Here is an 18,578-nt window from a genome sequence, read left to right as displayed (position 1 = left end):
GCCGGATCAGCCCTTCATCAGATTGACGTCTTCAACCGCGATCGAACCGCGGTTGCGGAAATACGTAACGAGCACGGCAAGGCCGATCGCAGCCTCGGCCGCCGCCACCGTCAGCACCAGGAGCGCGAACACCTGGCCGACGATGTCGCCGAGGAAGGTCGAGAACGCCACCAGGTTGATATTGACCGAGAGCAGGATCAGCTCGATCGACATCAGGATGACGATAATGTTCTTGCGGTTGAGGAAGATGCCGAGGATCCCGAGCGTGAACAGGATCGCGCCGACCGCCAGATAGTGCCCGAGCCCGATCGTCATTTCACCCACTCCGCCGCGTCGGCATCCTGCAGTCCCTGCCCCGACGTCACCTTGCGCAACGCCATCGCGATCTCGGGCGTGCGCGCGTTCTGCACGTTGACGTTCTGCCGCTTGACGCTCGCCTTGTGGCGCAGCGTCAGCACGATGGCGCCGATCATGGCGACCAGCAGCACCATGCCGGCGAGCTGGAAGTAGTGGATGTACTTGGTGTAGAGCACGAGGCCGAGCGCCTCGGTATTGGTGACATTGGTCGGGATCGCCGCCGTGATCGTCTTGGTCACGGTCGGGTTGATCACCCAGGCGCCGACGACGAGCAGAAGCTCGAACATGAAGATGCCGCCGATCACGATGCCAACAGGCAGATACTGGATGAAGCCCTCGCGCAGCTCGACGAAGTCGACGTCGAGCATCATGATCACGAACAGGAACAGCACCGCGACCGCGCCGACATAAACCACGATCAGCATCATGCCGAGGAACTCGGCGCCCATCAGCACGAACAGGCCCGAGGCGTTGACGAACGCCAGGATCAAAAATAGCACGGAGTGCACGGGATTGCGCGAGACAATCACCATGACGGCCGAAGCCACGCAGACGGCGGCAAACAGATAGAAAAACAGCGCCGAAACGATCATGTCCTCACCTTACCGGTACGGCGCGTCGAGTTCGATCGACCTTGCAATGTCGCGCTCCCAGCGGTCGCCATTGGCGAGCAGTTTCGCCTTGTCATAGAACAGTTCCTCGCGGGTCTCGGTCGCGAATTCGAAATTCGGTCCCTCGACGATGGCGTCCACCGGGCAGGCTTCCTGGCACAGGCCGCAATAGATGCACTTCACCATATCGATGTCGTAGCGCACCGTGCGGCGGGTGCCGTCGTTGCGGCGGGGACCGGCCTCGATCGTGATCGCCTGCGCCGGGCAGATTGCCTCGCACAGCTTGCAGGCGATGCAGCGCTCTTCCCCGTTGGGGTAGCGGCGCAGCGCGTGCTCGCCGCGGAACCGCGGCGAGATCGGGCCCTTCTCGAAGGGATAGTTCAGCGTCGGCTTCGGCTTGAAGAAATAGCGCATGGCGAGGACAAACGCCGAGACGAATTCCGACAGCAGAAGCGAGCGGGCTGTTGCGTTGATGCTCATGACGGCCTCACTTCGGTGCGATGCCGGTGAACTGCAGCACACCCGCCACAATCACCACCATTGCCAGCGACAGCGGCAGGAACACCTTCCAGCCGAGCCGCATCAGTTGATCGTAGCGGTAGCGCGGCACGATCGCCTTCGCCATCGCAAACATGAAGAACATGAAGAACACTTTGAGTACGAACCAGATGACACCCGGGATCCAGGTGAACGGCGGCAGCGCCACCGGCGGCAGCCAGCCGCCCAGGAACATGATCGACGCCAGCGCGCACATCGTGGTGATCGCGACATACTCGCCGAGCATAAACAGGAGATACGGCGTCGAGCCGTATTCGGTCATGAAGCCGGCGACCAGCTCGGATTCGGCTTCCACGAGATCGAACGGCGGGCGGTTGGTTTCCGCCAGCGCCGAAACGTAGAACACCACGAACATCGGGAACAGCGGCCACACATACCAGTTCAGGATGGTGAGCTGCGGCAGCCCGATCAGGCTGCCAAGCCCGCGGGTGTTCTGCGCTTCCACAACGGCCGACAGGTTCAGCGAGCCGACGCATAGCAGCACGGTGATAATCACGAAGCCGATCGAGACCTCGTAGGACACCATCTGCGCCGCCGAGCGCAGCGCGGCCAGGAACGGATATTTCGAGTTCGACGACCAGCCGGCCATGATGACGCCGTAGATCGACAGCGAGGAGATCGCGAAGATGTAGAGAACGCCGACATTGATGTCGGAGATCACCCAGCCGAGATTCATCGGGATCACCGCCCAGGCGGCGAGCGCCAGGACGCAGGACACCAATGGCGCCAGCAGAAACACGCCCTTGTTGGAGCCGGCGGGAATCACCGGTTCCTTCAGCACGAATTTCAGCAGGTCGGCGAAGGATTGCAGCAGTCCGAACGGCCCGACCACGTTGGGGCCGCGGCGGATCTGCACCGCCGCCCAGATCTTGCGGTCGGCGAGCAGGATGTAGGCGATCGCGATCAGGAGCACGACCAGCAGCAGCAGGCTCTCCGCGACCATGATGATCAGCGGCCAGAGGAAGCCGGTCCAGAACGAGCTTGCGAAGAATTCAGCCATCAGGTCACGCTCACTCCGCTGCCGTCAGCATTCGGCCCGACGCCAGCCGCGAACACTCCGCCATCACGGCGGAGGCCCGCGCGATCGGGTTGGTCAGATAGTAATCCTCAACGGTCGGCTTGAACGCCGCCTTGTCGACGCTGCCGCCGTTGGCCGCCAACGCCTGGACGTCGTCAGGCTTGCCAGCCTCGATCTGGTCGAGCCGCATCAGATGCGGAGTGACCTTGAACATCGCCTGGCGCAGCGCCTGCATGGAGTCGAACGGCAGCTTCTTGCCGAGCACATCCGACAGCGCGCGGATGATCGCCCAGTCCTCGCGGGCCTCGCCCGGCGGGAACGCGGCGCGGTTGGCCATCTGCGCCCTACCCTCGGTGTTGACGTAGATGCCGGCCTTCTCGGTGTAGGCCGCACCCGGCAGGATGACGTCGGCGCGGTGCGCGCCGCGATCGCCATGGGTGCCGATATAAACGACGAAGGTGCCATCCGGCGCCTTGATCTCGTCGGCGCCGAGCAGGAACAGCACGTCGAGCGTGCCGAAGGTCGTCATCTGCGCCGTGGTCAGGCTGCCGGCCGACGGCGCGAAGCCGATGTCGAGCGCGCCGGCGCGCGACGCCGTATCCTGCAGCACCGCAAAGCCGTTCCAGCCGTCCTTCAGCGCGCCGACGTCGACGGCGAGCTTCGCCGCCTGCGCCAGCACCGCCGCGCCGTCTTGCCTGGCATAGGCGCCGGCGCCGACCAGGATGATCGGGTGCTTGGCGTTCTTCAGCACGTCGGCAAACGAGTGCTTGCCGGCCACGAGCTCGGCGAGCGTGTCGGTGCCCGCGCCGAGATAATCGTGGGGATAGGTGAAATCGGCATGGGCGCCGATCAGGCCGACCTTGATCCCGCCGGCGCGCCAGCGCTTGCGGATCCGCGCGTTGAGCACGGCGGCTTCCTTGCGCGGGTGCGAGCCGATGATCAGCACCGCATCCGCCTGGTCGATGCCGGCAATGGTCGGGTTGAAGATGTAGGAGCCGCGGCCGGCCCTGGCATCGAAGGCGTCGCCGCCCTGCACCGCGAGATTGGCCGAGCCGAGCTTCGCCAGCAGCTCCTTCAGCGCGAACATCTCCTCGACGGCGGCGAGATCGCCGGCGATGGCGCCGATCCGCTTGCCGTCGCCGCGGCCGACCTTGGCCGCAATTGCCGCGAAAGCCTCCTGCCACGAGGCCTGCCGGAGCTGGCCGTTCTCTCTGACATAGGGACGGTCGAGCCGCTGCGTGCGCAGGCCGTCGACGATGTGGCGCGTCTTGTCGGAAATCCACTCCTCGTTCACGGCCTCGTTGATGCGCGGCAGGATCCGCATCACCTCGCGGCCGCGGGTGTCGACCCGGATCGCGGAGCCGACGCCGTCCATGACGTCGACCGACTGCGTCTTGCCGAGCTCCCAGGGCCGCGCCGCGAACGCGTAGGGCTTCGAGGTCAGCGCGCCCACCGGGCAGATGTCGACAAGGTTGCCCTGCAACTCCGAACTCAGCGCCGACTCCAGATAGGTGGTGATCTCCATGTCCTCGCCGCGGCCGGTCGCGCCCATCTCGGGCGCGCCGCAGACTTCGGCGGAGAACCGGACGCAGCGCGTGCACTGGATGCAGCGGTTCATCGAGGTCTTGACCAGCGCGCCGAGATACTTGTCCTCGACCGCGCGCTTGTTCTCGGCGAAACGGCTGGTGTCGACGCCGTAGCCCATCGCCTGGTCCTGCAGGTCGCACTCGCCGCCTTGATCGCAGATCGGGCAATCCAGCGGATGGTTGATCAGCAGGAACTCCATCACGCCTTCGCGCGCCTTCTTCACCATCGGCGAACGGGTCGATATTTCCGGCGGCTCGCCCTTCGGGCCCGGACGGCAGTCACGCACGCCCCAGGCACAGCTTGCCACCGGCTTCGGGCCGCCCTTCACCTCGACGAGGCACATCCGGCAATTGCCGGCGATCGACAGTCGCTCGTGGTAGCAGAAGCGCGGAATCTCGGCGCCAGCCGCCTCACACGCCTGCAACAGCGTGTATTCCGGCGGCACATCGATCTCTTTGCCATCGACGATGATCTTGGTCATGTCTTCAAGTCTTTCCCAGCTTGCAGTCGGGCGGCACGACGCTGGCGGTTTTCAGTGACGCCCTCACCCATTGCTGGATGTCGGCGCCGTAGGTGGCGAGATAGGCGGGCTGCGCCTGGTTCTTGTCGCAGAGGAACGGCAGATGCGGCTTCAGGTCGTAGTCGCAGGAGGCCTGCCATTCGTGTCGGTCGGAAAAGGCCGTCATCGCCTCCTCGCAGGCGTACAGGAAATAGGACACGAAGCTTTCATACTGGGTCCGCTCGTCGCGGCTGCCGGCCTTGATCGCTGCATAGTCGGGGTAGGCGAATTTCGGATTCTTGAATGCGAGGTCGGTGTAGCCCAGAAACACCGTGCGCGCGCTGGACGCGCGGTTGGCGGCGCGGATTTCGTTGATCTGCAGCAGGATTGCAGCAAAGCCGAGCAGCGCCACGGCCGCCTGCGCCATCTGCGCAAGCGTTCCGTATTTCTGCCACCAGGCAATCTGTTGCGTCATCGCTGCCATCACTACTCCGCAGCCACCATGTGCACGGGATCACGGACGCCCTGATCGTCCAGATCGGCCTTGTGCGAGTACTGATCGATGCGCTCTTCAATCTCGTGACGGAAATGCGCGATCAGGCCCTGGATCGGCCACGCCGCGGCGTCGCCGAGCGCGCAGATCGTGTGGCCCTCGATCTGCTTGGTCACTTCGAGCAGCATGTCGATCTCGCGCTTGTGGGCGCGGCCCTCGGCCATGCGGGTCAGCACGCGCCACATCCAGCCCGTGCCCTCGCGGCACGGCGTGCACTGGCCGCAGCTCTCATGCTTGTAGAAATAGGAGATTCGCGCGATCGCCCGGATCAGGTCGGTCGACTTGTCCATCACGATCACGGCGGCGGTGCCGAGGCCCGAGCGCAGCTTGCTCAGGCTGTCGAAATCCATTGGCGTGTCGATGATCTGCTCGGCCGGCACCATGCGCACCGACGAACCGCCGGGGATCACCGCCTTCAGATTGTCCCAGCCGCCGCGGATGCCGCCGCAATGCTTGTCGATCAGTTCCTTGAACGGGATGCCCATCGCCTCTTCGACATTGCACGGACGTTCGACATGGCCGGAGATGCAGAACAGTTTGGTGCCGACATTGTTGGGCCGGCCGATGCTGGCGAACCAGGCGGCACCACGGCGCAGGATGTCGGGCGCCACCGCGATCGATTCGACGTTGTTCACGGTGGTCGGGCAACCATAGAGACCGACATTAGCCGGGAACGGCGGCTTCAGGCGCGGCTGGCCCTTCTTGCCTTCGAGGCTCTCGAGCAGCGCGGTCTCCTCGCCGCAGATATAGGCGCCGGCGCCGTGGGCGACGTAGATGTCGAACGGCCAGCCGTTGATATTGTCCTTGCCGACCAGCTTGGCGTCGTAGGCCTGGTCGATTGCGGCCTGCAGGTGCTCACGCTCACGGATGAATTCACCGCGCACATAGATGTAGCAGGCATGCGCGTTCATCGCGAAGCTCGCGAGCAGGCAGCCTTCGACCAGCAGATGCGGATCGTGCCGCATGATCTCGCGGTCCTTGCAGGTGCCGGGCTCCGACTCGTCCGCATTGACGACGAGGTAGCTCGGACGACCGTCCTTGGATTCCTTAGGCATGAACGACCACTTCATGCCGGTCGGGAAGCCCGCCCCGCCGCGGCCGCGGAGGCCGGACGCCTTCATCTCGTTGATGATCCAGTCGCGGCCCTTGTCGATGATTCCCTTGGTGCCGTCCCAGGCACCGCGGCTGCGCGCGCCCTCGAGGCCCCAGTCATGGAGGCCGTAGAGGTTCTTGAAGATGCGATCCTTGTCGGCGAGCATTCTCAAAACTTTCCGAACATCAACGGTTGGCTTGGGAGTAAGCGAGCCCGGCGGCACAGCCGCCGAACACGATGGCCCACAACAGGCTGGTCTCCAGCGAGGCGTTCAACCCGTAGCGCTGCAGCAGGTAGATGAAGCAGGCCGCGGCCGCGGTGTGCAGGGCGATGTAACGCCAGCTCTTCATCGCACCGCCCCCCATCCCGCTCGCCTGTACCTGAAAGCCGCGCATCAGGTGGTTTCCTTCAGCGTGGTCGGTCCACCCATCGGCGCCGAATACTGACGGTCGACCTGCGGGCCGGGCTTCGGCGGATTGCCGGCGGCGAAGCCGTCAAGCACCTTGCCGAGGCTCTCCTTGGTCAGGTCCTCATAGGTATCCTTCCAGATCAGCACCATCGGCGCGTTCACGCAGGCGCCGAGGCATTCGACCTCCTCCCAGGAGAAGTTGCCGTCCTTCGACAATTGGAAGGGATCGTGATGGATGCGGTGCTGGCACACTTCGATCAGGTCGGCGGCGCCGCGCAGCCGGCACGGCGTGGTGCCGCAGACCTGTACATGCGCCTTCTTGCCGACCGGTGAGAGCTGGAACATCGTGTAGAAGGTCGCGATCTCCAGCATGCGGATGTGCGGCATATCGAGCAGATCGGCGACGGCGCGGATCGCGACCTCCGACACCCAGCCCTCATGCTGCTCCTGCACGCGCCACAGGATCGCGATCGCGGCCGAGGCCTGACGTCCCGGCGGATATTTCTCGATCTCTTTCTTGGCCCAGGCGAGATTCTCGTCCGTGAACGTGAAGCTCGCGGGCTGCAATTCCTTCGGGGCGAGGCGGCGGACGGACATCGTTCAGTCTCTCATTGCACGCGGCGTGCGGTCTTCGCATTCAACGCATCAATCCGGTCTTGCCAGAAGGCGCTTGCGGTGCCGAACACGTTGTAGCCGATATGGGTGGAAACCTTGATGCGATCGAGAATCGAAAGCTCGTTCACGGTCTCAAGGCGATTGGTGCTGGGGTCGTAGACGATCAGCGTCAGGGGCGTCTCTTCGAGGATGTAGCGCGATATGCTATGCGAGCGATCGCTGCCGTGCTCCTCGCAAACCAGCACGCTGTCGGCCTGCATCAACCGCTTGCCGCCTTTCATGGCCTCGATCTCGACGCCCTCGACGTCGAGCTTTACCAGATATTTTCCGGATGCCGCGACCTTGCCGTCCTCGATCAGATTGTCGAGCGAGATGACCGGCACTTCCTCACCGCGGCTCTGGTCGCCGGTGATGCTGTAGCCCTCATGCTTGACCCCGGACAGCCGCGCGGTGCCGCGGGCGGCACCGATCGCGCATTTCATGGTCTCGAAGCGGTTGCCGTTGATGCGGGCGTTGTTGGCGAGCTTTGGATAATTCTGCCCGGACGGCTCGATCGCGATCGCCCTGTGCGCGCCGAACGGCTTGCTCGACACCAGCACCGACCAGTAGCCGTAATTGGCGCCGCAATCGAGCAGCGTGTAGTCGACGTCGGCGGAGTCCTCAAACAGAAACTCGAGTTCAGACTCATAGGTGTAATCGAGATCGAGCAGCTTGCTCCAGTAGCCATCGCCGTTCGGATAGGCGAACACCGCGTCCTCGTTGAGCTTCACGGCGATGTCGCGCTTCGGCAGCGTCTTGCGCAGCAGATTGGCGCAGGCGATGAAGCCCATATGGGAGAAGTGCGCGGAGACCTTCGCGCCCGTCGTCAGCGCCAGCGCAGCCGTCCGCTCCCAGGCGTTGGCCCCTTCGAGGACCCCCGAGGCACGGTCAAACTGGATGGGCGGCTGCACCATTACCGATCGACCTCTCCAAACACGATATCGAGCGAGCCGAGAATGGCCGAGACGTCGGCGAGCAGATGACCCTTGCAGATGTGATCCATCGCCTGGAGATGGGCAAAGCCCGGCGCACGGATCTTGCACTTGTAGGGCTTGTTGGTGCCGTCGGCGACGAGATAGACGCCGAACTCGCCCTTCGGCGCCTCGACCGCGACGTAGACCTCGCCGGCCGGCACGTGCACGCCTTCGGTGTAGAGCTTGAAGTGATGGATCAGCGCTTCCATCGAGCGCTTCATCTCGTCGCGTCGCGGCGGCGCGACCTTGTTGTCCTCGACCACGACCGGGCCCTGCCCGTCTGATGCCTTCAGCTTCTGGATGCACTGCTTCATGATGCGCACAGATTGGCGCATCTCTTCCATCCGGATCAGATAGCGGTCGAAACAGTCGCCGTTCTTGCCGATCGGAATGTCGAACTCCATCTCGGCGTAGCATTCGTAGGGCTGCGACTTGCGCAGGTCCCAGGCGGCGCCCGAACCGCGCACCATCACGCCGGAGAAACCCCACTCCCAGGCTTCCTTCAGCGGCACCACGCCGATGTCGACGTTGCGCTGCTTGAAGATGCGGTTGCCGGTGAGCAGCGTGTCGAGGTCGGCGACGACCTGCAGGAACGGATCGCACCACGCATCGATGTCGTCGATCAGCTTCGGCGGCAAATCCTGGTGCACGCCGCCGACGCGGAAGAAGGCTGCATGCATCCGCGAGCCGGAGGCGCGCTCATAGAACACCATCAGCTTCTCGCGCTCTTCGAAGCCCCACAGCGGCGGGGTCAAGGCGCCGACGTCCATCGCCTGCGTGGTGACGTTGAGCAGATGGGAGAGGATGCGGCCGATTTCGCAATAGAGCACGCGGATCAACTGGCCGCGGCGCGGCACCGTGATGCCGAGCAGCTTTTCCACGGCGAGGCAGAACGCATGTTCCTGGTTCATCGGAGCGACGTAGTCGAGCCGGTCGAAATAGGGAATCGCCTGCAGATAGGTCTTGTGCTCGATCAGTTTCTCGGTACCGCGATGAAGCAGGCCGATATGCGGATCGACGCGCTCGACGACTTCGCCGTCCAGCTCCAACACAAGACGGAGAACGCCGTGGGCGGCAGGATGCTGCGGGCCAAAGTTGATTGTGAAGTTGCGGAGGTTTTGCGGCTGCTCATTCATGGCTTCGGCTCCGCCTTGGCCTTCTCGTCACCGGGAAGCGGATAATCGGCGCCTTCCCAAGGCGAGAGGAAATCGAACTTGCGGAATTCCTGGTCGAGCCTGACAGGCTCGTACAGCACCCGCTTCTCCTGGTCGTCGTAACGCACCTCGACGAAGCCGGTCAGCGGGAAGTCCTTGCGCAGCGGATGCCCGTCGAAGCCGTAATCGGTCAACAGCCGCCGCATGTCCGGATGGCCGATGAAGATCACGCCGTAGAGGTCGTAGGTCTCGCGCTCGAACCAGTCGGCGCCCGGGAAGACGCCGATGATCGACGGCACTTGGGTCGTTTCGTCGGCCTCGGCGCGCAGCCGGATCCGCGTGTTCAGCACCGGCGACATAAAATGGTAGACGACGTCGAAGCGCTTATCGCGGCCGGGATAGTCGACCGCGGTCACGTCGGTGATGTTGACGAAGCGGCAGTTGGGATCGTCACGCAGGAAGGTGACGACCTCCACAATCTTGCCTACCTCGACGTCGACAGTGAGTTGGTTGAACGCGACCGAGTGGGCGGTGGCGGCGCCCGGAAGCGCGCTCACAATCGTCTGCCCAAGGGCGTCGAGCTTGCCGTCGTCCATGACGTAGAAACCTTAGCGTTCGATGGTGCCGATGCGGCGGATCTTCTTCTGCAGCAGCAGCACGCCGTAGAGCAGCGCTTCCGCAGTGGGCGGGCAGCCCGGCACGTAGATGTCGATCGGCACGATGCGGTCGCAGCCGCGCACCACCGCATAGGAATAGTGGTAGTAGCCGCCGCCGTTGGCGCAGGAGCCCATCGAGATGACGTAGCGCGGCTCCGGCATCTGGTCGTAGACCTTGCGCAGCGCCGGCGCCATCTTGTTGGTCAGGGTGCCCGCGACGATCATCACGTCGGACTGCCGCGGCGAAGCGCGCGGCGCGAAGCCGAAGCGCTCGACGTCGTAGCGCGGCATCGACACCTGCATCATCTCGACCGCGCAGCAGGCGAGACCGAAGGTCATCCACATCAGCGAGCCGGTGCGAGCCCAAGTGATGAGATCGTCAGCCGCGGCGACAAAGAAGCCCTTGTCGGATAGTTCGTGGTTGACCTCGACGAAATAGGGATCGTTGGCGCCGACCGGCTTGCCGGTCGACGGATCGAGGATGCCTGTCGGAGCCATAGCGATTGCAGGTTTGGCGATCGCAGGTTTGGCGGTCGCCGGCTGTGAGGATGCGACGGTGGGGCTCAATCCCATTCGAGCGCGCCTTTCTTCCATTCATAAGCAAACCCAACCGTCAGCACGGCCAGGAACACCATCATCGACCAGAACCCGGTGGTACCAAGCTTCCCGAACGCCACGGCCCAGGGAAACAAGAATGCCACTTCGAGGTCGAAGATGATGAAGAGGATCGCCACCAGATAGAAGCGGACGTCGAACTTCATGCGGGCGTCGTCAAAAGCGTTGAATCCGCATTCATAGGCGGAGAGCTTTTCCGGATCCGGCGACTGGAACGCGACCAGGAACGGCGCGATCAGGAGCGCCAGACCGATCAGGCCGGCGACCCCGATAAAAACCACAAGTGGGAGGTAATTCTGCAGGATGCCGGTCATCGGCGAGGCCTTCTTACTGCGGTTTTGGAGAGGCCGCAGATTCGTTGATTGGAATTGTTCTTGAGGCTTAGCGCAGCGCAACAGAGGGCGCAAGACAAGCTATTTTGACGCTTTTACCGCCCTCTCCCGCAGGCTCTCGGCCCGGTCTGCGGGCGGGCGTTCCTTGCGAGGCAACGCCGCGGCGCAGCTCGGGTGCCTTGTTAGGGTGTCTTGTTAGGGTGTCTTGTTAGGGTGTCTTGCTCGGAAGCCTTGCGCTGTCGCCATATCAGCTCAGCTCTTTCTCGGCGGCGAGCATTTCGGCTGCGGTCGCTGTCAGGCGATCGACGTGGTCGAGCAAGAACTCAAGCTGCTGTGGACTCAGCTGTTCCAGCAGGCGCCGGTTGCGCTCCTGCGCGCCTGCCACAATAGCGTCATGTGCCGCGAGGCCACCTTTGGTCAGGCAGACCAACGTCTCCCGGTTGTCCCGTGGGTTGACCGCCTTGGCGACCAGCTTGCGTGCCACGAGTTCGGCGAGCGCCCGGCTGATCTGGCCCTTGTCCATGCCGACGGCTTCCGCCAGCCGCACCACGCTCATCGGCGGCCGCCGGCCAAGCGAGGCGACCAGCCCGAACTCGACCGACGACAGACCGGCAAGGCGCTTGTAGTGCAGGATGGCGCCGCGCTTGAGCAGGTTCGCCAGCACCATCAAGCGCGAGGACATCATCGCGGTGATCGGCGCCAGTTCGGCGTCCACGATCTCCGCCGGCACGGCCCGCGCGTTCCTGAGCTTCTCGGTCATCCGCCAACCTCTGCCAACAAAGGCACGCGCTGCTAAGCTATCCGAGATCGTTGACATTGTCATCGATCTATCGTTGGATTGCTCAACACAAGACGACCGCAGGCCAAAGGCCGCGGCGGGAGGAAACAGCATGACCGTCACCCAACGGGATCGCGATCAAGCGCGCGAGCTAGCCGCGCGCCTCAACTTGCCATGAAGGCCAGCAAGTCCGCTACTAGGCGCTCGCTGTGCGTCAGCGGGAGCGCGTGCGGCGCGCCCTCGTAGACATTGAGCTTGCTGCCCTTGATCAGCTTCGCCGTCTTCGCACCGGTCAGCGAGAGCGGCGCGCTGGCGTCCTTGTCGCCGTGGACGATCAAGGTCGGACGATCGATTGCGGCGGCAGCTCCGCGGAGATCGGCAAAGGAAATGGTCTTGCGGCAGGCCAGCGCCACCGGCAGCGGCACGCTCAGCATCATCGCCCTGATCCAGGCGCGCGTGATCTCCGGCGTATCAGGCATGAAGAACGGCGCTTCGTTCGCGGCCATCCATTTTGGAAAATCCTGCGCGATGGCCCCGTTCTGCGCATCGATCATCGGCTTCGGAACCGCGTCGGGATTATCCTCGGTCTTGACGAAGAATGGCGTCGTCGGAGCGACCAGAACCAGCCGCGCGATGCGCTCCGAGCCGTGACACGCGAGATAGTTCACCGCCTCGACCGAGCCCATCGAGTGCGCCACCAGCGTGACATCGCGCAGGTCGCGCTGTTCGATGACATTGGCGACGTCGTCAGTCAGCGTATCGAGATCATATCCCACAGCCGGCATGTCGGACCGGCCGTGCCCGCGCCGGTCGGGCGCGACGCAGCGATACCCCTTGGCATTGAGCGCGACGATATGGCTGCCCCAGGCGCTGGAATTGAACGTCCAGGCCGCCAGGAACAGCACCGGCCGGCCGGAACACCAATCCTGCACGAAGAGTTTGGTGCCGTCTCTGGCGGTCGCATGGAGCGGCCGCCCCGCCTGTTGAGCCGTGGCCGGTTGCGCGCTCGCGACCGATGCTGCCGCCAATGCGGTGCCAGCCAGCGTAGCTTCGAGGACCGTTCGACGATTCATCTCACATCTCCCTTGCGGATCGATCGGCAACGTCGTCGCTGCCGACAATTCGATCATCGCAAGGGGAGATCGCTCCCGCGATTACGCGTCAGGTAATCGCAGGCTATATGCGCGATGCCGTCACGTCAGCTTTCCCGTATATTTCTCCAGCGCCGCCCAGGCGTCTGCGCCGTAGGTCTTCTGCCACTGCGTGTAGAAGCCGGCCTTCACCAGCGCGGCGCGAAACTGCACGGGATCGGGCGTGTTGAAGGTCATGCCCTTGGCGGTCAGTTCGGCCTGCAGCAAGCGATCCATCGCAACGAGATCGGTCCGCTCCTGCAACGCCGCCGCGTCGAATGCGGCATTGATGATCTCGAGCAGATCCGGTGGCAAGCTCGCCATCGCGCTGCGATTGCCGAGGATCCAGTAGCCGCTCCAGCAATGGTTCGACAGCGCGCAGTATTTCTGCACCTCGTAGAGTTTACCGGTCGAGACCTGCGCGAGTGGATTCTCCTGCCCCTCGACGATGTGGGTCTGTAGCGCCGAATAGAGTTCGTTGTAGCTGATGCTCGAGGGCAGCGCCCCGAGGCCGGAGAACAGCGAGGTCAAAAGCGCGGTGACGGGGACGCGGATCTTGAAGCCCTTGAAATCGTCGACGCTGTTGAGCTGCCGGTTCGACGACGAGGTGATCTGGCGGAAGCCGTTGTCCCAGACCTTCCGCAGCGGCACCACGCCGGTCTTGCCGATCGCATCGCGCACGAAGTCGCCGACGCCGCCGTCCATCGCGGCCCAGACCTGGTCGTAGGACTGGAACGCAAAGCCGATGCTCGGCAGGCCCGACAGCGGCACAAGGATCGACAGCGTCAGGCTCGGCGCCGCCATCAACTCGATGCCGCCGGCCCGCACCTGCGACAGCATCTCGGGGTCGCCGCCGAGCTGGCTGTTGGAAAACACCGTGATGTTGACCCGGCCGGACGACTGCGCCGCCACCGTCTTGGCGGCCTCCGACAGGCGGATCGTCAGCGGGTGGGTTTCCGGAGTGTCTACGCCGAGCTTAAAATCGAACTCGGCAGCGGCAACGGCTTGTTTGCCAAAGATCGTTGCGGCGACCGCGCCGGAGCCCGCGCCGAGTAGCGTCCGGCGGGTCATTTTCATTGTTTTCATTATTGTTTTTCTCCCAAGCGCGCGTCGGCGCCTTCCCGCAGTTTCGGTCCTGCGGCCGCAGCGCGCAAGCCGCGGCGAAACCAATGCAGCCGGGGGATGAAACCATTTTGGGGAACCCGCGAAACGATCCGGAAACAGATCGGGCTTACGACTCAGGTCAACAGACGGCGCATAGACGCCCGGAGGCGACCATGAACCACTCGATCCATTCAGCTGATCGTTCGACCCATCTCAAGATCGTGGTTGTCGCCCTCGTGGCCGGCATCGCGGTCGCGGCATTCGGCATCTCGGCCCGGACTAACGCGGACTTCACCCAGACCGCCCAGAGCACCCACGTCATCAAGGCCGGCAAGCCGGTCGCGATCACGTCGTCGGAGACCTCGACCGTCCGCTAGGACTTCCCTCGCCTCCACAGACAAAACGGCCGCCTTCTGGCGGCTTTTTTGTTGCTCGGAGCCGCGCCAGGAACGGTCAGCCGAAATGAAACAGCTGTCCCATTCCGGCGCATGCCGCGGGAGACCATCTGCCGCAACGCGAGGGTGCCGCGCATGCTGACGGTGCGGAACGCCGGACAGCGAGATCGGCCGCCGTGCCCAATCCCGGGCCCCCCTACCGGCGTTAACTGCGTTACGCGCCTTCCGCCTCTCCCGACGGCCAATGGTCCGCCCCGGCACGATCGCTGCCCTTCCAAAGCATCTTTCGCCGCACGCGCCCCGATGCGGCACAGGTGGAATTTGGAGCATCGCAATGTCCATCACCAATCACGCGCAGCCGACCGCCGGGTTCGCCGACTACGTCGCGATCGCCAGGCCGGACCACTGGATCAAGCACATGCTGATCATCCCCGGCGTCGCCTTCGCCCTGATCATGTCGCAGACCGGGCCGATCGATGTCACGACGCTCGCCGAGCGGTTGATGATCTGCCTGTTCGTGGCGATGGCGCTGTCATCGGCCAACTACACCATCAACGAATGGCTCGATGCGCCGTTCGACGCCATGCATCCGACCAAGCGATCGCGGCCGGCGGTGCAGACCGCGATGTCGCCGACCATCGTCTTCGCCCAATACATCCTGCTGACCACCGTCGGCATTCTGGCAGCCAACCGGCTCGGCTACGCCTTCGCCACCACCGCGACCGTGTTCGCGGTATTCGGCGTGATCTATAATGTGCGCCCGATCCGCGCCAAGGACCGTGCCTTCGTCGACGTCATCGTCGAGTCCCTCAACAATCCGCTGCGCTTCCTGTTCGGATGGTTCGCGGTGGTGCCCAGCATCGCACCGCCGGTGTCGATCCTGCTCGCCTACTGGTTCGGCGGCGCCTTCCTGATGGCCGCCAAACGCGTCTCCGAGCATCGCGCCATCGTGGAGGCCGGTGGCATCGCCAACCTCGTCGCCTACCGCCCCTCCTTCGCCGTCTACACCCATTCGAGCCTGGTCACGAGCTGCCTCGTCTACGCCCAGGGCTTTGCCTTCATGATGGCGATCTTCCTGTTGAAGTACCGCATCGAATATCTCGTCGTCATTCCGCTCCTGATCGCGCTGTTCGCCTTCTACATGCGGCTCGCGCTGACGCCCGACTCCGCCGCGGCACGGCCGGAGGAATTGATGCGGCAGCCGGCGATGCTGATCGCCGCCGCCGTCACCATGGCGCTGTTCGGCGTGCTGACCTTCGTGGACCTGCCCTGGTTGAACGGCCTGACCGGCTCGGACCTGATCCGTCTCGGCGGGATCCACTAGGATGTCGATCGCAGCACCGTTCGACACGCCGAAAGCCAATCTCGGCGTCCTCACCGCAGTCCTGCTGTTCGCAGGCCTGCTCGTGCTGCTGGATGGCCCGATCTGGCTGGTCAAGCTGGTGCCGACCCAGGACGGGCCGGTGCACCTGGCGCAGGCCGACTTGATCGCCCGCTTCGGCTGGGGCGGTGCATTGCAGGAGCCGGCCGCGTCGTTCTACCAGTGGAATCCGCGGATCGAACCTAACTCGGCGATCTATCTCCTGCTCGCCGGGCTGATCCGGCTGACCGGCGATGCGCTCGTCGCCAACAGCCTGTTCCTCAGCCTCTACGGCCTGCTCTGGATCGTCGCGGCCTTCGTGGCGAGCCGCGCCGAGACCGAGCGGCCGCTGCTGCCGGCGCTGCTGTTGCTGCCGATCGCCTTCGGCGTCTTCATCCATTGGGGCTTCTACAATTTCGCACTTGGCCTCCCGCTGTTCCTGCTGTTCGCGAGCTTCTGGCGCAATCTGGGCGCACGCCGCGACACACTCGCCTTCATCGCGACCGCGCTGTTCCTGGCCGCGCTCTATTTGACCCACATCACGTCAGTCGTGGCCGCCTGTCTGCTGCTCGCCGCCGACGGCATCGCGCGGGCCATCGATGTATTCGAGCGGGCCGGCGCAAAGGCGGCGACACGGCGGCTGCTGATCGACGGCGCCTGGGCCGCGGCATCGGCGCTGCCAGTCCTGGTTCTGATCGCAAGCTTCCTGCTCGCCTATCAGAACATTCCCGGCGAGACGGCCAGCACCGAAGGCGGCATCGCCCAGATCATCCGTCGCATCGTGGCTGCGACCTATCTCTTCACCTTCACCTGGTGGGAAGTGGTGGCACTCGCGCCCGTGTTCGGCGCGCTTGTGGTCGCAGGCTTTGCAGCGCTGCAACGCTTCCGTTCGGGCGACCTGCTGTGGCCTGCCTTCTTTGTCCTCGTGGTCGGACTATCGCTGCTCAATCTCAAGCTCGGAGCTGCGCTGCTCTCGGAACGGCTTGCACCCTATAGCGGGCTCGCCATCGTGCTGGCGATCGCAAGCCGGCAGCCGGCGCAGGCACTGGTGCGCGCGCTCTGCCTGGCGGCGCTGTCCGGCCTGGTCGGACAGACGGCAGTGCGGGCCATTGCCTACAAGAGCTGGGCACCGGTGCTGGAGAGCGAGCTCGCCGCCGGGCGCGCCAATCCCGGCCAGACCTTTGCCAATGCCGATTTGATCGCGCAGCGCGACAGCCATCTGTTCGCCTGGCGCATCCGCCCGACCCTGCATGCCGCGCAGACCGCGGCACTCGCTGGCCATGGCGTCGGCCTGTCGTCACCGCTGCCATCGACGCGCTATTTCGGCTATTTCCCGCTGCAATATGTCGAGGCGCGCGACTTCATGCGCGCCACGCCGGACTGGCAGGATGCGCCGGACGCTGCCTCGGTCGTGAAATTCCGCGCCGCCAATCGCGGCGCACCGCAGGTGCTGATCGTGTCGGCCTCCGATGAAGACGGCGCCGCGTTCGCGAACCGGTTCGGCTATGGCGATTGCAGGACCACCGACACCGGGGCCCGCGAGATCAATGTCTGCAAGGTGTCGACCCAACTGAGCGCCGCGCATGACTGAACTCTGCCTCGACGCCGACAGGGATTTGCAGCGCCGGTCAGAGTCCGGCAAAACCGACCCAATGTTCGGCCTGCCCCGGACCATGCCGCTGGTGCTCGACCTCGACGGCACGCTGATCAAGGGCGACCTGCTCTACAAGAGCTTGTTCTCGATCCTGCCCCACAATCCGCTGGTCGCGCTCTCCTGCGCCGCATGGCTGTTGCGCGGCCGGGCCGCGCTGAAGCGCCAGTTCGCTCTGCGTCACCAGATCGACTGGGATCGCATCGCATTCCATCGCGACGTCGTGGCGCTGGCCCAGCGCGAGAAGGCCGCCGGCCGCCGCGTCGTGCTGGCGACCGCGGCCGACGCCGTGCTTGCGGGCCAGCTCGCCGCGCTATTGCCCTACATCGACCAGGTGTTCGCCTCCGACGGCGAGCACAATCTCAAGGGCTCAAACAAGGCCGCCCTGCTGCGGCGGAGTTTTCCACAAGGCTTTATCTACGCCGGCGACAGCAAATCCGATCTGGCGGTCTGGGCGCACGCCGCCGGCATCGTGACCGTCAATGCGAAGGAAGCTGTGCGTACCGCGGCGCAGGCGCTCGGAAAGCCGATCCTGCATCTGCCGGACCGGCCGCCGATTTGATATCTTAAGGACAGCTTAAGGCGGTCAGTCGATTGCGAACCGCTCCGCGACCCCAGTTTTAAAAATTGTTTCCTAAGGTCAGCGTCAACAGAGGCGAAGGCCACAATGAATTTGCAGCAGCAAACCGTTTCCAGCGGCTTCAAGATCGTCTGCACCGATTGCGGCAGCCTGTCGATCAAGGTGGCCGATCCGGCGCACGCATCCGACGACACAGTCATCGAATGCCGCCGATGCAGCGCGGCGCGCGGCACGGTCGCCGACCTGCACGTCCTGGCGCGGCGCGGCCACGACCTCTACGAATTCTAGCCCCGTTCGCCAGATGCTGTCAGACCCGAAAGCCGCCATGACGAGCGACATCCCGATGGACACGGTCTGGTCGATCCTCGAGGCCGCCAACGAGTTGGGCGACACCCAAACGGTCGACGCCTGCCGCCGCGTCATCGACGCCAATCTGCGCGGCGGAACTCCGGTCCAATCCGACCTCGCCGCGATCGCCGCTTTTTTTGCGTGAGAGCGTGTGAGCCGCCA

At 64.3% G+C, this 18,578-nt stretch carries 23 protein-coding genes; 6 read left to right on the top strand and 17 right to left on the bottom strand.

Annotated features, from left to right (window positions below):
- Positions 1–6 precede the first annotated feature (6 nt).
- From nuoK to ACP2YO_RS22875, 17 genes are all read right to left on the bottom strand, one after another.
- Complete coding sequence (gene nuoK / locus ACP2YO_RS22955) at positions 7–315, bottom strand: NADH-quinone oxidoreductase subunit NuoK (RefSeq protein WP_212398800.1); 309 nt, start codon at positions 313–315, stop codon at positions 7–9.
- A complete protein-coding gene (locus ACP2YO_RS22950; protein ID WP_426442835.1) occupies positions 312–950 on the bottom strand; it encodes an NADH-quinone oxidoreductase subunit J in 639 nt (212 codons plus the stop codon). Before ACP2YO_RS22950 ends, nuoK begins: the two co-directional genes overlap by 4 nt.
- Positions 951–959: 9 nt before the next feature.
- Entirely contained in the window at positions 960–1,448 is a 489-nt protein-coding gene (nuoI, locus tag ACP2YO_RS22945) for an NADH-quinone oxidoreductase subunit NuoI (protein WP_426442834.1), read from the bottom strand.
- Between the two features lie 7 nt (positions 1,449–1,455).
- On the bottom strand, positions 1,456–2,526 hold the full coding sequence (gene nuoH, locus ACP2YO_RS22940) for an NADH-quinone oxidoreductase subunit NuoH (RefSeq protein WP_426442833.1): 1,071 nt from the start codon (positions 2,524–2,526) through the stop codon (positions 1,456–1,458).
- 10 nt (positions 2,527–2,536) lie between these two features.
- Positions 2,537–4,612, bottom strand: a complete 2,076-nt coding sequence (gene nuoG / locus ACP2YO_RS22935) for an NADH-quinone oxidoreductase subunit NuoG (RefSeq protein WP_426442832.1) — start codon at positions 4,610–4,612, stop codon at positions 2,537–2,539.
- A 4-nt stretch (positions 4,613–4,616) separates the two neighbouring features.
- Entirely contained in the window at positions 4,617–5,114 is a 498-nt protein-coding gene (locus ACP2YO_RS22930) for a hypothetical protein (protein WP_426442831.1), read from the bottom strand.
- Between the two features lie 2 nt (positions 5,115–5,116).
- Positions 5,117–6,442 (bottom strand): NADH-quinone oxidoreductase subunit NuoF, encoded by a 1,326-nt coding sequence (gene nuoF, locus ACP2YO_RS22925; RefSeq protein WP_426442830.1) that lies wholly within the window; start codon positions 6,440–6,442, stop codon positions 5,117–5,119.
- A gap of 19 nt (positions 6,443–6,461) precedes the next feature.
- Positions 6,462–6,671, bottom strand: coding sequence for a hypothetical protein (locus ACP2YO_RS22920; protein ID WP_426442829.1), 210 nt, complete (start codon positions 6,669–6,671; stop codon positions 6,462–6,464).
- Positions 6,671–7,282, bottom strand: coding sequence for an NADH-quinone oxidoreductase subunit NuoE (gene nuoE, locus ACP2YO_RS22915; RefSeq protein ID WP_426442828.1), 612 nt, complete (start codon positions 7,280–7,282; stop codon positions 6,671–6,673). Before nuoE ends, ACP2YO_RS22920 begins: the two co-directional genes overlap by 1 nt.
- Before the next feature lie 11 nt (positions 7,283–7,293).
- Positions 7,294–8,253 carry an FkbM family methyltransferase gene (locus tag ACP2YO_RS22910; protein WP_426442827.1) on the bottom strand — a complete coding sequence of 320 codons (960 nt, stop codon included), beginning with the start codon at positions 8,251–8,253 and terminating at the stop codon, positions 7,294–7,296.
- Positions 8,253–9,449 carry an NADH-quinone oxidoreductase subunit D gene (locus tag ACP2YO_RS22905; protein ID WP_426442826.1) on the bottom strand — a complete coding sequence of 399 codons (1,197 nt, stop codon included), beginning with the start codon at positions 9,447–9,449 and terminating at the stop codon, positions 8,253–8,255. The genes ACP2YO_RS22910 and ACP2YO_RS22905 overlap by 1 nt, the downstream gene beginning before the upstream one ends.
- Positions 9,446–10,063: an NADH-quinone oxidoreductase subunit C gene (locus ACP2YO_RS22900; protein ID WP_426442825.1), complete on the bottom strand. Its 618-nt coding sequence runs from the start codon at positions 10,061–10,063 to the stop codon at positions 9,446–9,448. The genes ACP2YO_RS22905 and ACP2YO_RS22900 overlap by 4 nt, the downstream gene beginning before the upstream one ends.
- A 12-nt stretch (positions 10,064–10,075) precedes the next feature.
- Positions 10,076–10,621 carry a NuoB/complex I 20 kDa subunit family protein gene (locus ACP2YO_RS22895; RefSeq protein ID WP_426443291.1) on the bottom strand — a complete coding sequence of 182 codons (546 nt, stop codon included), beginning with the start codon at positions 10,619–10,621 and terminating at the stop codon, positions 10,076–10,078.
- Positions 10,622–10,686: 65 nt separating this feature from the next.
- Positions 10,687–11,052, bottom strand: a complete 366-nt coding sequence (locus tag ACP2YO_RS22890) for an NADH-quinone oxidoreductase subunit A (RefSeq protein WP_426442824.1) — start codon at positions 11,050–11,052, stop codon at positions 10,687–10,689.
- A gap of 265 nt (positions 11,053–11,317) precedes the next feature.
- A complete protein-coding gene (locus ACP2YO_RS22885) occupies positions 11,318–11,830 on the bottom strand; it encodes a MarR family winged helix-turn-helix transcriptional regulator (RefSeq protein WP_426442823.1) in 513 nt (170 codons plus the stop codon).
- Positions 11,831–12,012: 182 nt separating this feature from the next.
- Positions 12,013–12,921, bottom strand: a complete 909-nt coding sequence (locus tag ACP2YO_RS22880; RefSeq protein ID WP_426442822.1) for an alpha/beta fold hydrolase — start codon at positions 12,919–12,921, stop codon at positions 12,013–12,015.
- 120 nt (positions 12,922–13,041) lie between these two features.
- Positions 13,042–14,055, bottom strand: a complete 1,014-nt coding sequence (locus ACP2YO_RS22875) for a TRAP transporter substrate-binding protein (RefSeq protein WP_426443290.1) — start codon at positions 14,053–14,055, stop codon at positions 13,042–13,044.
- A gap of 200 nt (positions 14,056–14,255) precedes the next feature.
- Here ACP2YO_RS22875 and ACP2YO_RS22870 point away from each other — a divergent pair, with 200 nt between their 5' ends.
- From ACP2YO_RS22870 to ACP2YO_RS22845, 6 genes are all read left to right on the top strand, one after another.
- Positions 14,256–14,459 (top strand): hypothetical protein, encoded by a 204-nt coding sequence (locus ACP2YO_RS22870; RefSeq protein ID WP_426442821.1) that lies wholly within the window; start codon positions 14,256–14,258, stop codon positions 14,457–14,459.
- A gap of 352 nt (positions 14,460–14,811) precedes the next feature.
- On the top strand, positions 14,812–15,801 hold the full coding sequence (locus tag ACP2YO_RS22865) for a UbiA family prenyltransferase (protein WP_426442820.1): 990 nt from the start codon (positions 14,812–14,814) through the stop codon (positions 15,799–15,801).
- Position 15,802: 1 nt separating this feature from the next.
- The gene (locus tag ACP2YO_RS22860; protein ID WP_426442819.1) at positions 15,803–17,428 is read left to right on the top strand and encodes a hypothetical protein; all 1,626 of its coding nucleotides are present in this window, start codon (positions 15,803–15,805) and stop codon (positions 17,426–17,428) included.
- The gene (locus ACP2YO_RS22855; protein ID WP_426442818.1) at positions 17,421–18,050 is read left to right on the top strand and encodes a haloacid dehalogenase-like hydrolase; all 630 of its coding nucleotides are present in this window, start codon (positions 17,421–17,423) and stop codon (positions 18,048–18,050) included. Before ACP2YO_RS22860 ends, ACP2YO_RS22855 begins: the two co-directional genes overlap by 8 nt.
- Before the next feature lie 105 nt (positions 18,051–18,155).
- Positions 18,156–18,356: a hypothetical protein gene (locus ACP2YO_RS22850; protein ID WP_426442817.1), complete on the top strand. Its 201-nt coding sequence runs from the start codon at positions 18,156–18,158 to the stop codon at positions 18,354–18,356.
- A gap of 37 nt (positions 18,357–18,393) precedes the next feature.
- Positions 18,394–18,561, top strand: a complete 168-nt coding sequence (locus ACP2YO_RS22845; protein ID WP_426442816.1) for a hypothetical protein — start codon at positions 18,394–18,396, stop codon at positions 18,559–18,561.
- The last annotated feature ends 17 nt before the right edge of the window (positions 18,562–18,578 follow it).

The sequence above is a fragment of the Bradyrhizobium genosp. P genome (assembly GCF_049949265.1).
Taxonomy (GTDB): domain Bacteria; phylum Pseudomonadota; class Alphaproteobacteria; order Rhizobiales; family Xanthobacteraceae; genus Bradyrhizobium.
This window is presented reverse-complemented; position numbering and strand designations above follow the sequence as displayed.

Excerpts from the sequence above, each read along its gene's own strand:
- nuoK (WP_212398800.1), bottom strand. The coding sequence starts at position 315 with ATGACGATCGGGCTCGGGCACTATCTGGCGGTCGGCGCGATCCTGTTC.
- ACP2YO_RS22950 (WP_426442835.1), bottom strand. The coding sequence starts at position 950 with ATGATCGTTTCGGCGCTGTTTTTCTATCTGTTTGCCGCCGTCTGCGTG.
- nuoI (WP_426442834.1), bottom strand. The coding sequence starts at position 1,448 with ATGAGCATCAACGCAACAGCCCGCTCGCTTCTGCTGTCGGAATTCGTC.
- nuoH (WP_426442833.1), bottom strand. The coding sequence starts at position 2,526 with ATGGCTGAATTCTTCGCAAGCTCGTTCTGGACCGGCTTCCTCTGGCCG.
- nuoG (WP_426442832.1), bottom strand. The coding sequence starts at position 4,612 with ATGACCAAGATCATCGTCGATGGCAAAGAGATCGATGTGCCGCCGGAA.
- ACP2YO_RS22930 (WP_426442831.1), bottom strand. The coding sequence starts at position 5,114 with ATGGCAGCGATGACGCAACAGATTGCCTGGTGGCAGAAATACGGAACG.
- nuoF (WP_426442830.1), bottom strand. The coding sequence starts at position 6,442 with ATGCTCGCCGACAAGGATCGCATCTTCAAGAACCTCTACGGCCTCCAT.
- ACP2YO_RS22920 (WP_426442829.1), bottom strand. The coding sequence starts at position 6,671 with ATGCGCGGCTTTCAGGTACAGGCGAGCGGGATGGGGGGCGGTGCGATG.
- nuoE (WP_426442828.1), bottom strand. The coding sequence starts at position 7,282 with ATGTCCGTCCGCCGCCTCGCCCCGAAGGAATTGCAGCCCGCGAGCTTC.
- ACP2YO_RS22910 (WP_426442827.1), bottom strand. The coding sequence starts at position 8,253 with ATGGTGCAGCCGCCCATCCAGTTTGACCGTGCCTCGGGGGTCCTCGAA.
- ACP2YO_RS22905 (WP_426442826.1), bottom strand. The coding sequence starts at position 9,449 with ATGAATGAGCAGCCGCAAAACCTCCGCAACTTCACAATCAACTTTGGC.
- ACP2YO_RS22900 (WP_426442825.1), bottom strand. The coding sequence starts at position 10,063 with ATGGACGACGGCAAGCTCGACGCCCTTGGGCAGACGATTGTGAGCGCG.
- ACP2YO_RS22895 (WP_426443291.1), bottom strand. The coding sequence starts at position 10,621 with ATGGCTCCGACAGGCATCCTCGATCCGTCGACCGGCAAGCCGGTCGGC.
- ACP2YO_RS22890 (WP_426442824.1), bottom strand. The coding sequence starts at position 11,052 with ATGACCGGCATCCTGCAGAATTACCTCCCACTTGTGGTTTTTATCGGG.
- ACP2YO_RS22885 (WP_426442823.1), bottom strand. The coding sequence starts at position 11,830 with ATGACCGAGAAGCTCAGGAACGCGCGGGCCGTGCCGGCGGAGATCGTG.
- ACP2YO_RS22880 (WP_426442822.1), bottom strand. The coding sequence starts at position 12,921 with ATGAATCGTCGAACGGTCCTCGAAGCTACGCTGGCTGGCACCGCATTG.
- ACP2YO_RS22875 (WP_426443290.1), bottom strand. The coding sequence starts at position 14,055 with ATGAAAATGACCCGCCGGACGCTACTCGGCGCGGGCTCCGGCGCGGTC.
- ACP2YO_RS22870 (WP_426442821.1), top strand. The coding sequence starts at position 14,256 with ATGAACCACTCGATCCATTCAGCTGATCGTTCGACCCATCTCAAGATC.
- ACP2YO_RS22865 (WP_426442820.1), top strand. The coding sequence starts at position 14,812 with ATGTCCATCACCAATCACGCGCAGCCGACCGCCGGGTTCGCCGACTAC.
- ACP2YO_RS22860 (WP_426442819.1), top strand. The coding sequence starts at position 15,803 with ATGTCGATCGCAGCACCGTTCGACACGCCGAAAGCCAATCTCGGCGTC.
- ACP2YO_RS22855 (WP_426442818.1), top strand. The coding sequence starts at position 17,421 with ATGACTGAACTCTGCCTCGACGCCGACAGGGATTTGCAGCGCCGGTCA.
- ACP2YO_RS22850 (WP_426442817.1), top strand. The coding sequence starts at position 18,156 with ATGAATTTGCAGCAGCAAACCGTTTCCAGCGGCTTCAAGATCGTCTGC.
- ACP2YO_RS22845 (WP_426442816.1), top strand. The coding sequence starts at position 18,394 with ATGACGAGCGACATCCCGATGGACACGGTCTGGTCGATCCTCGAGGCC.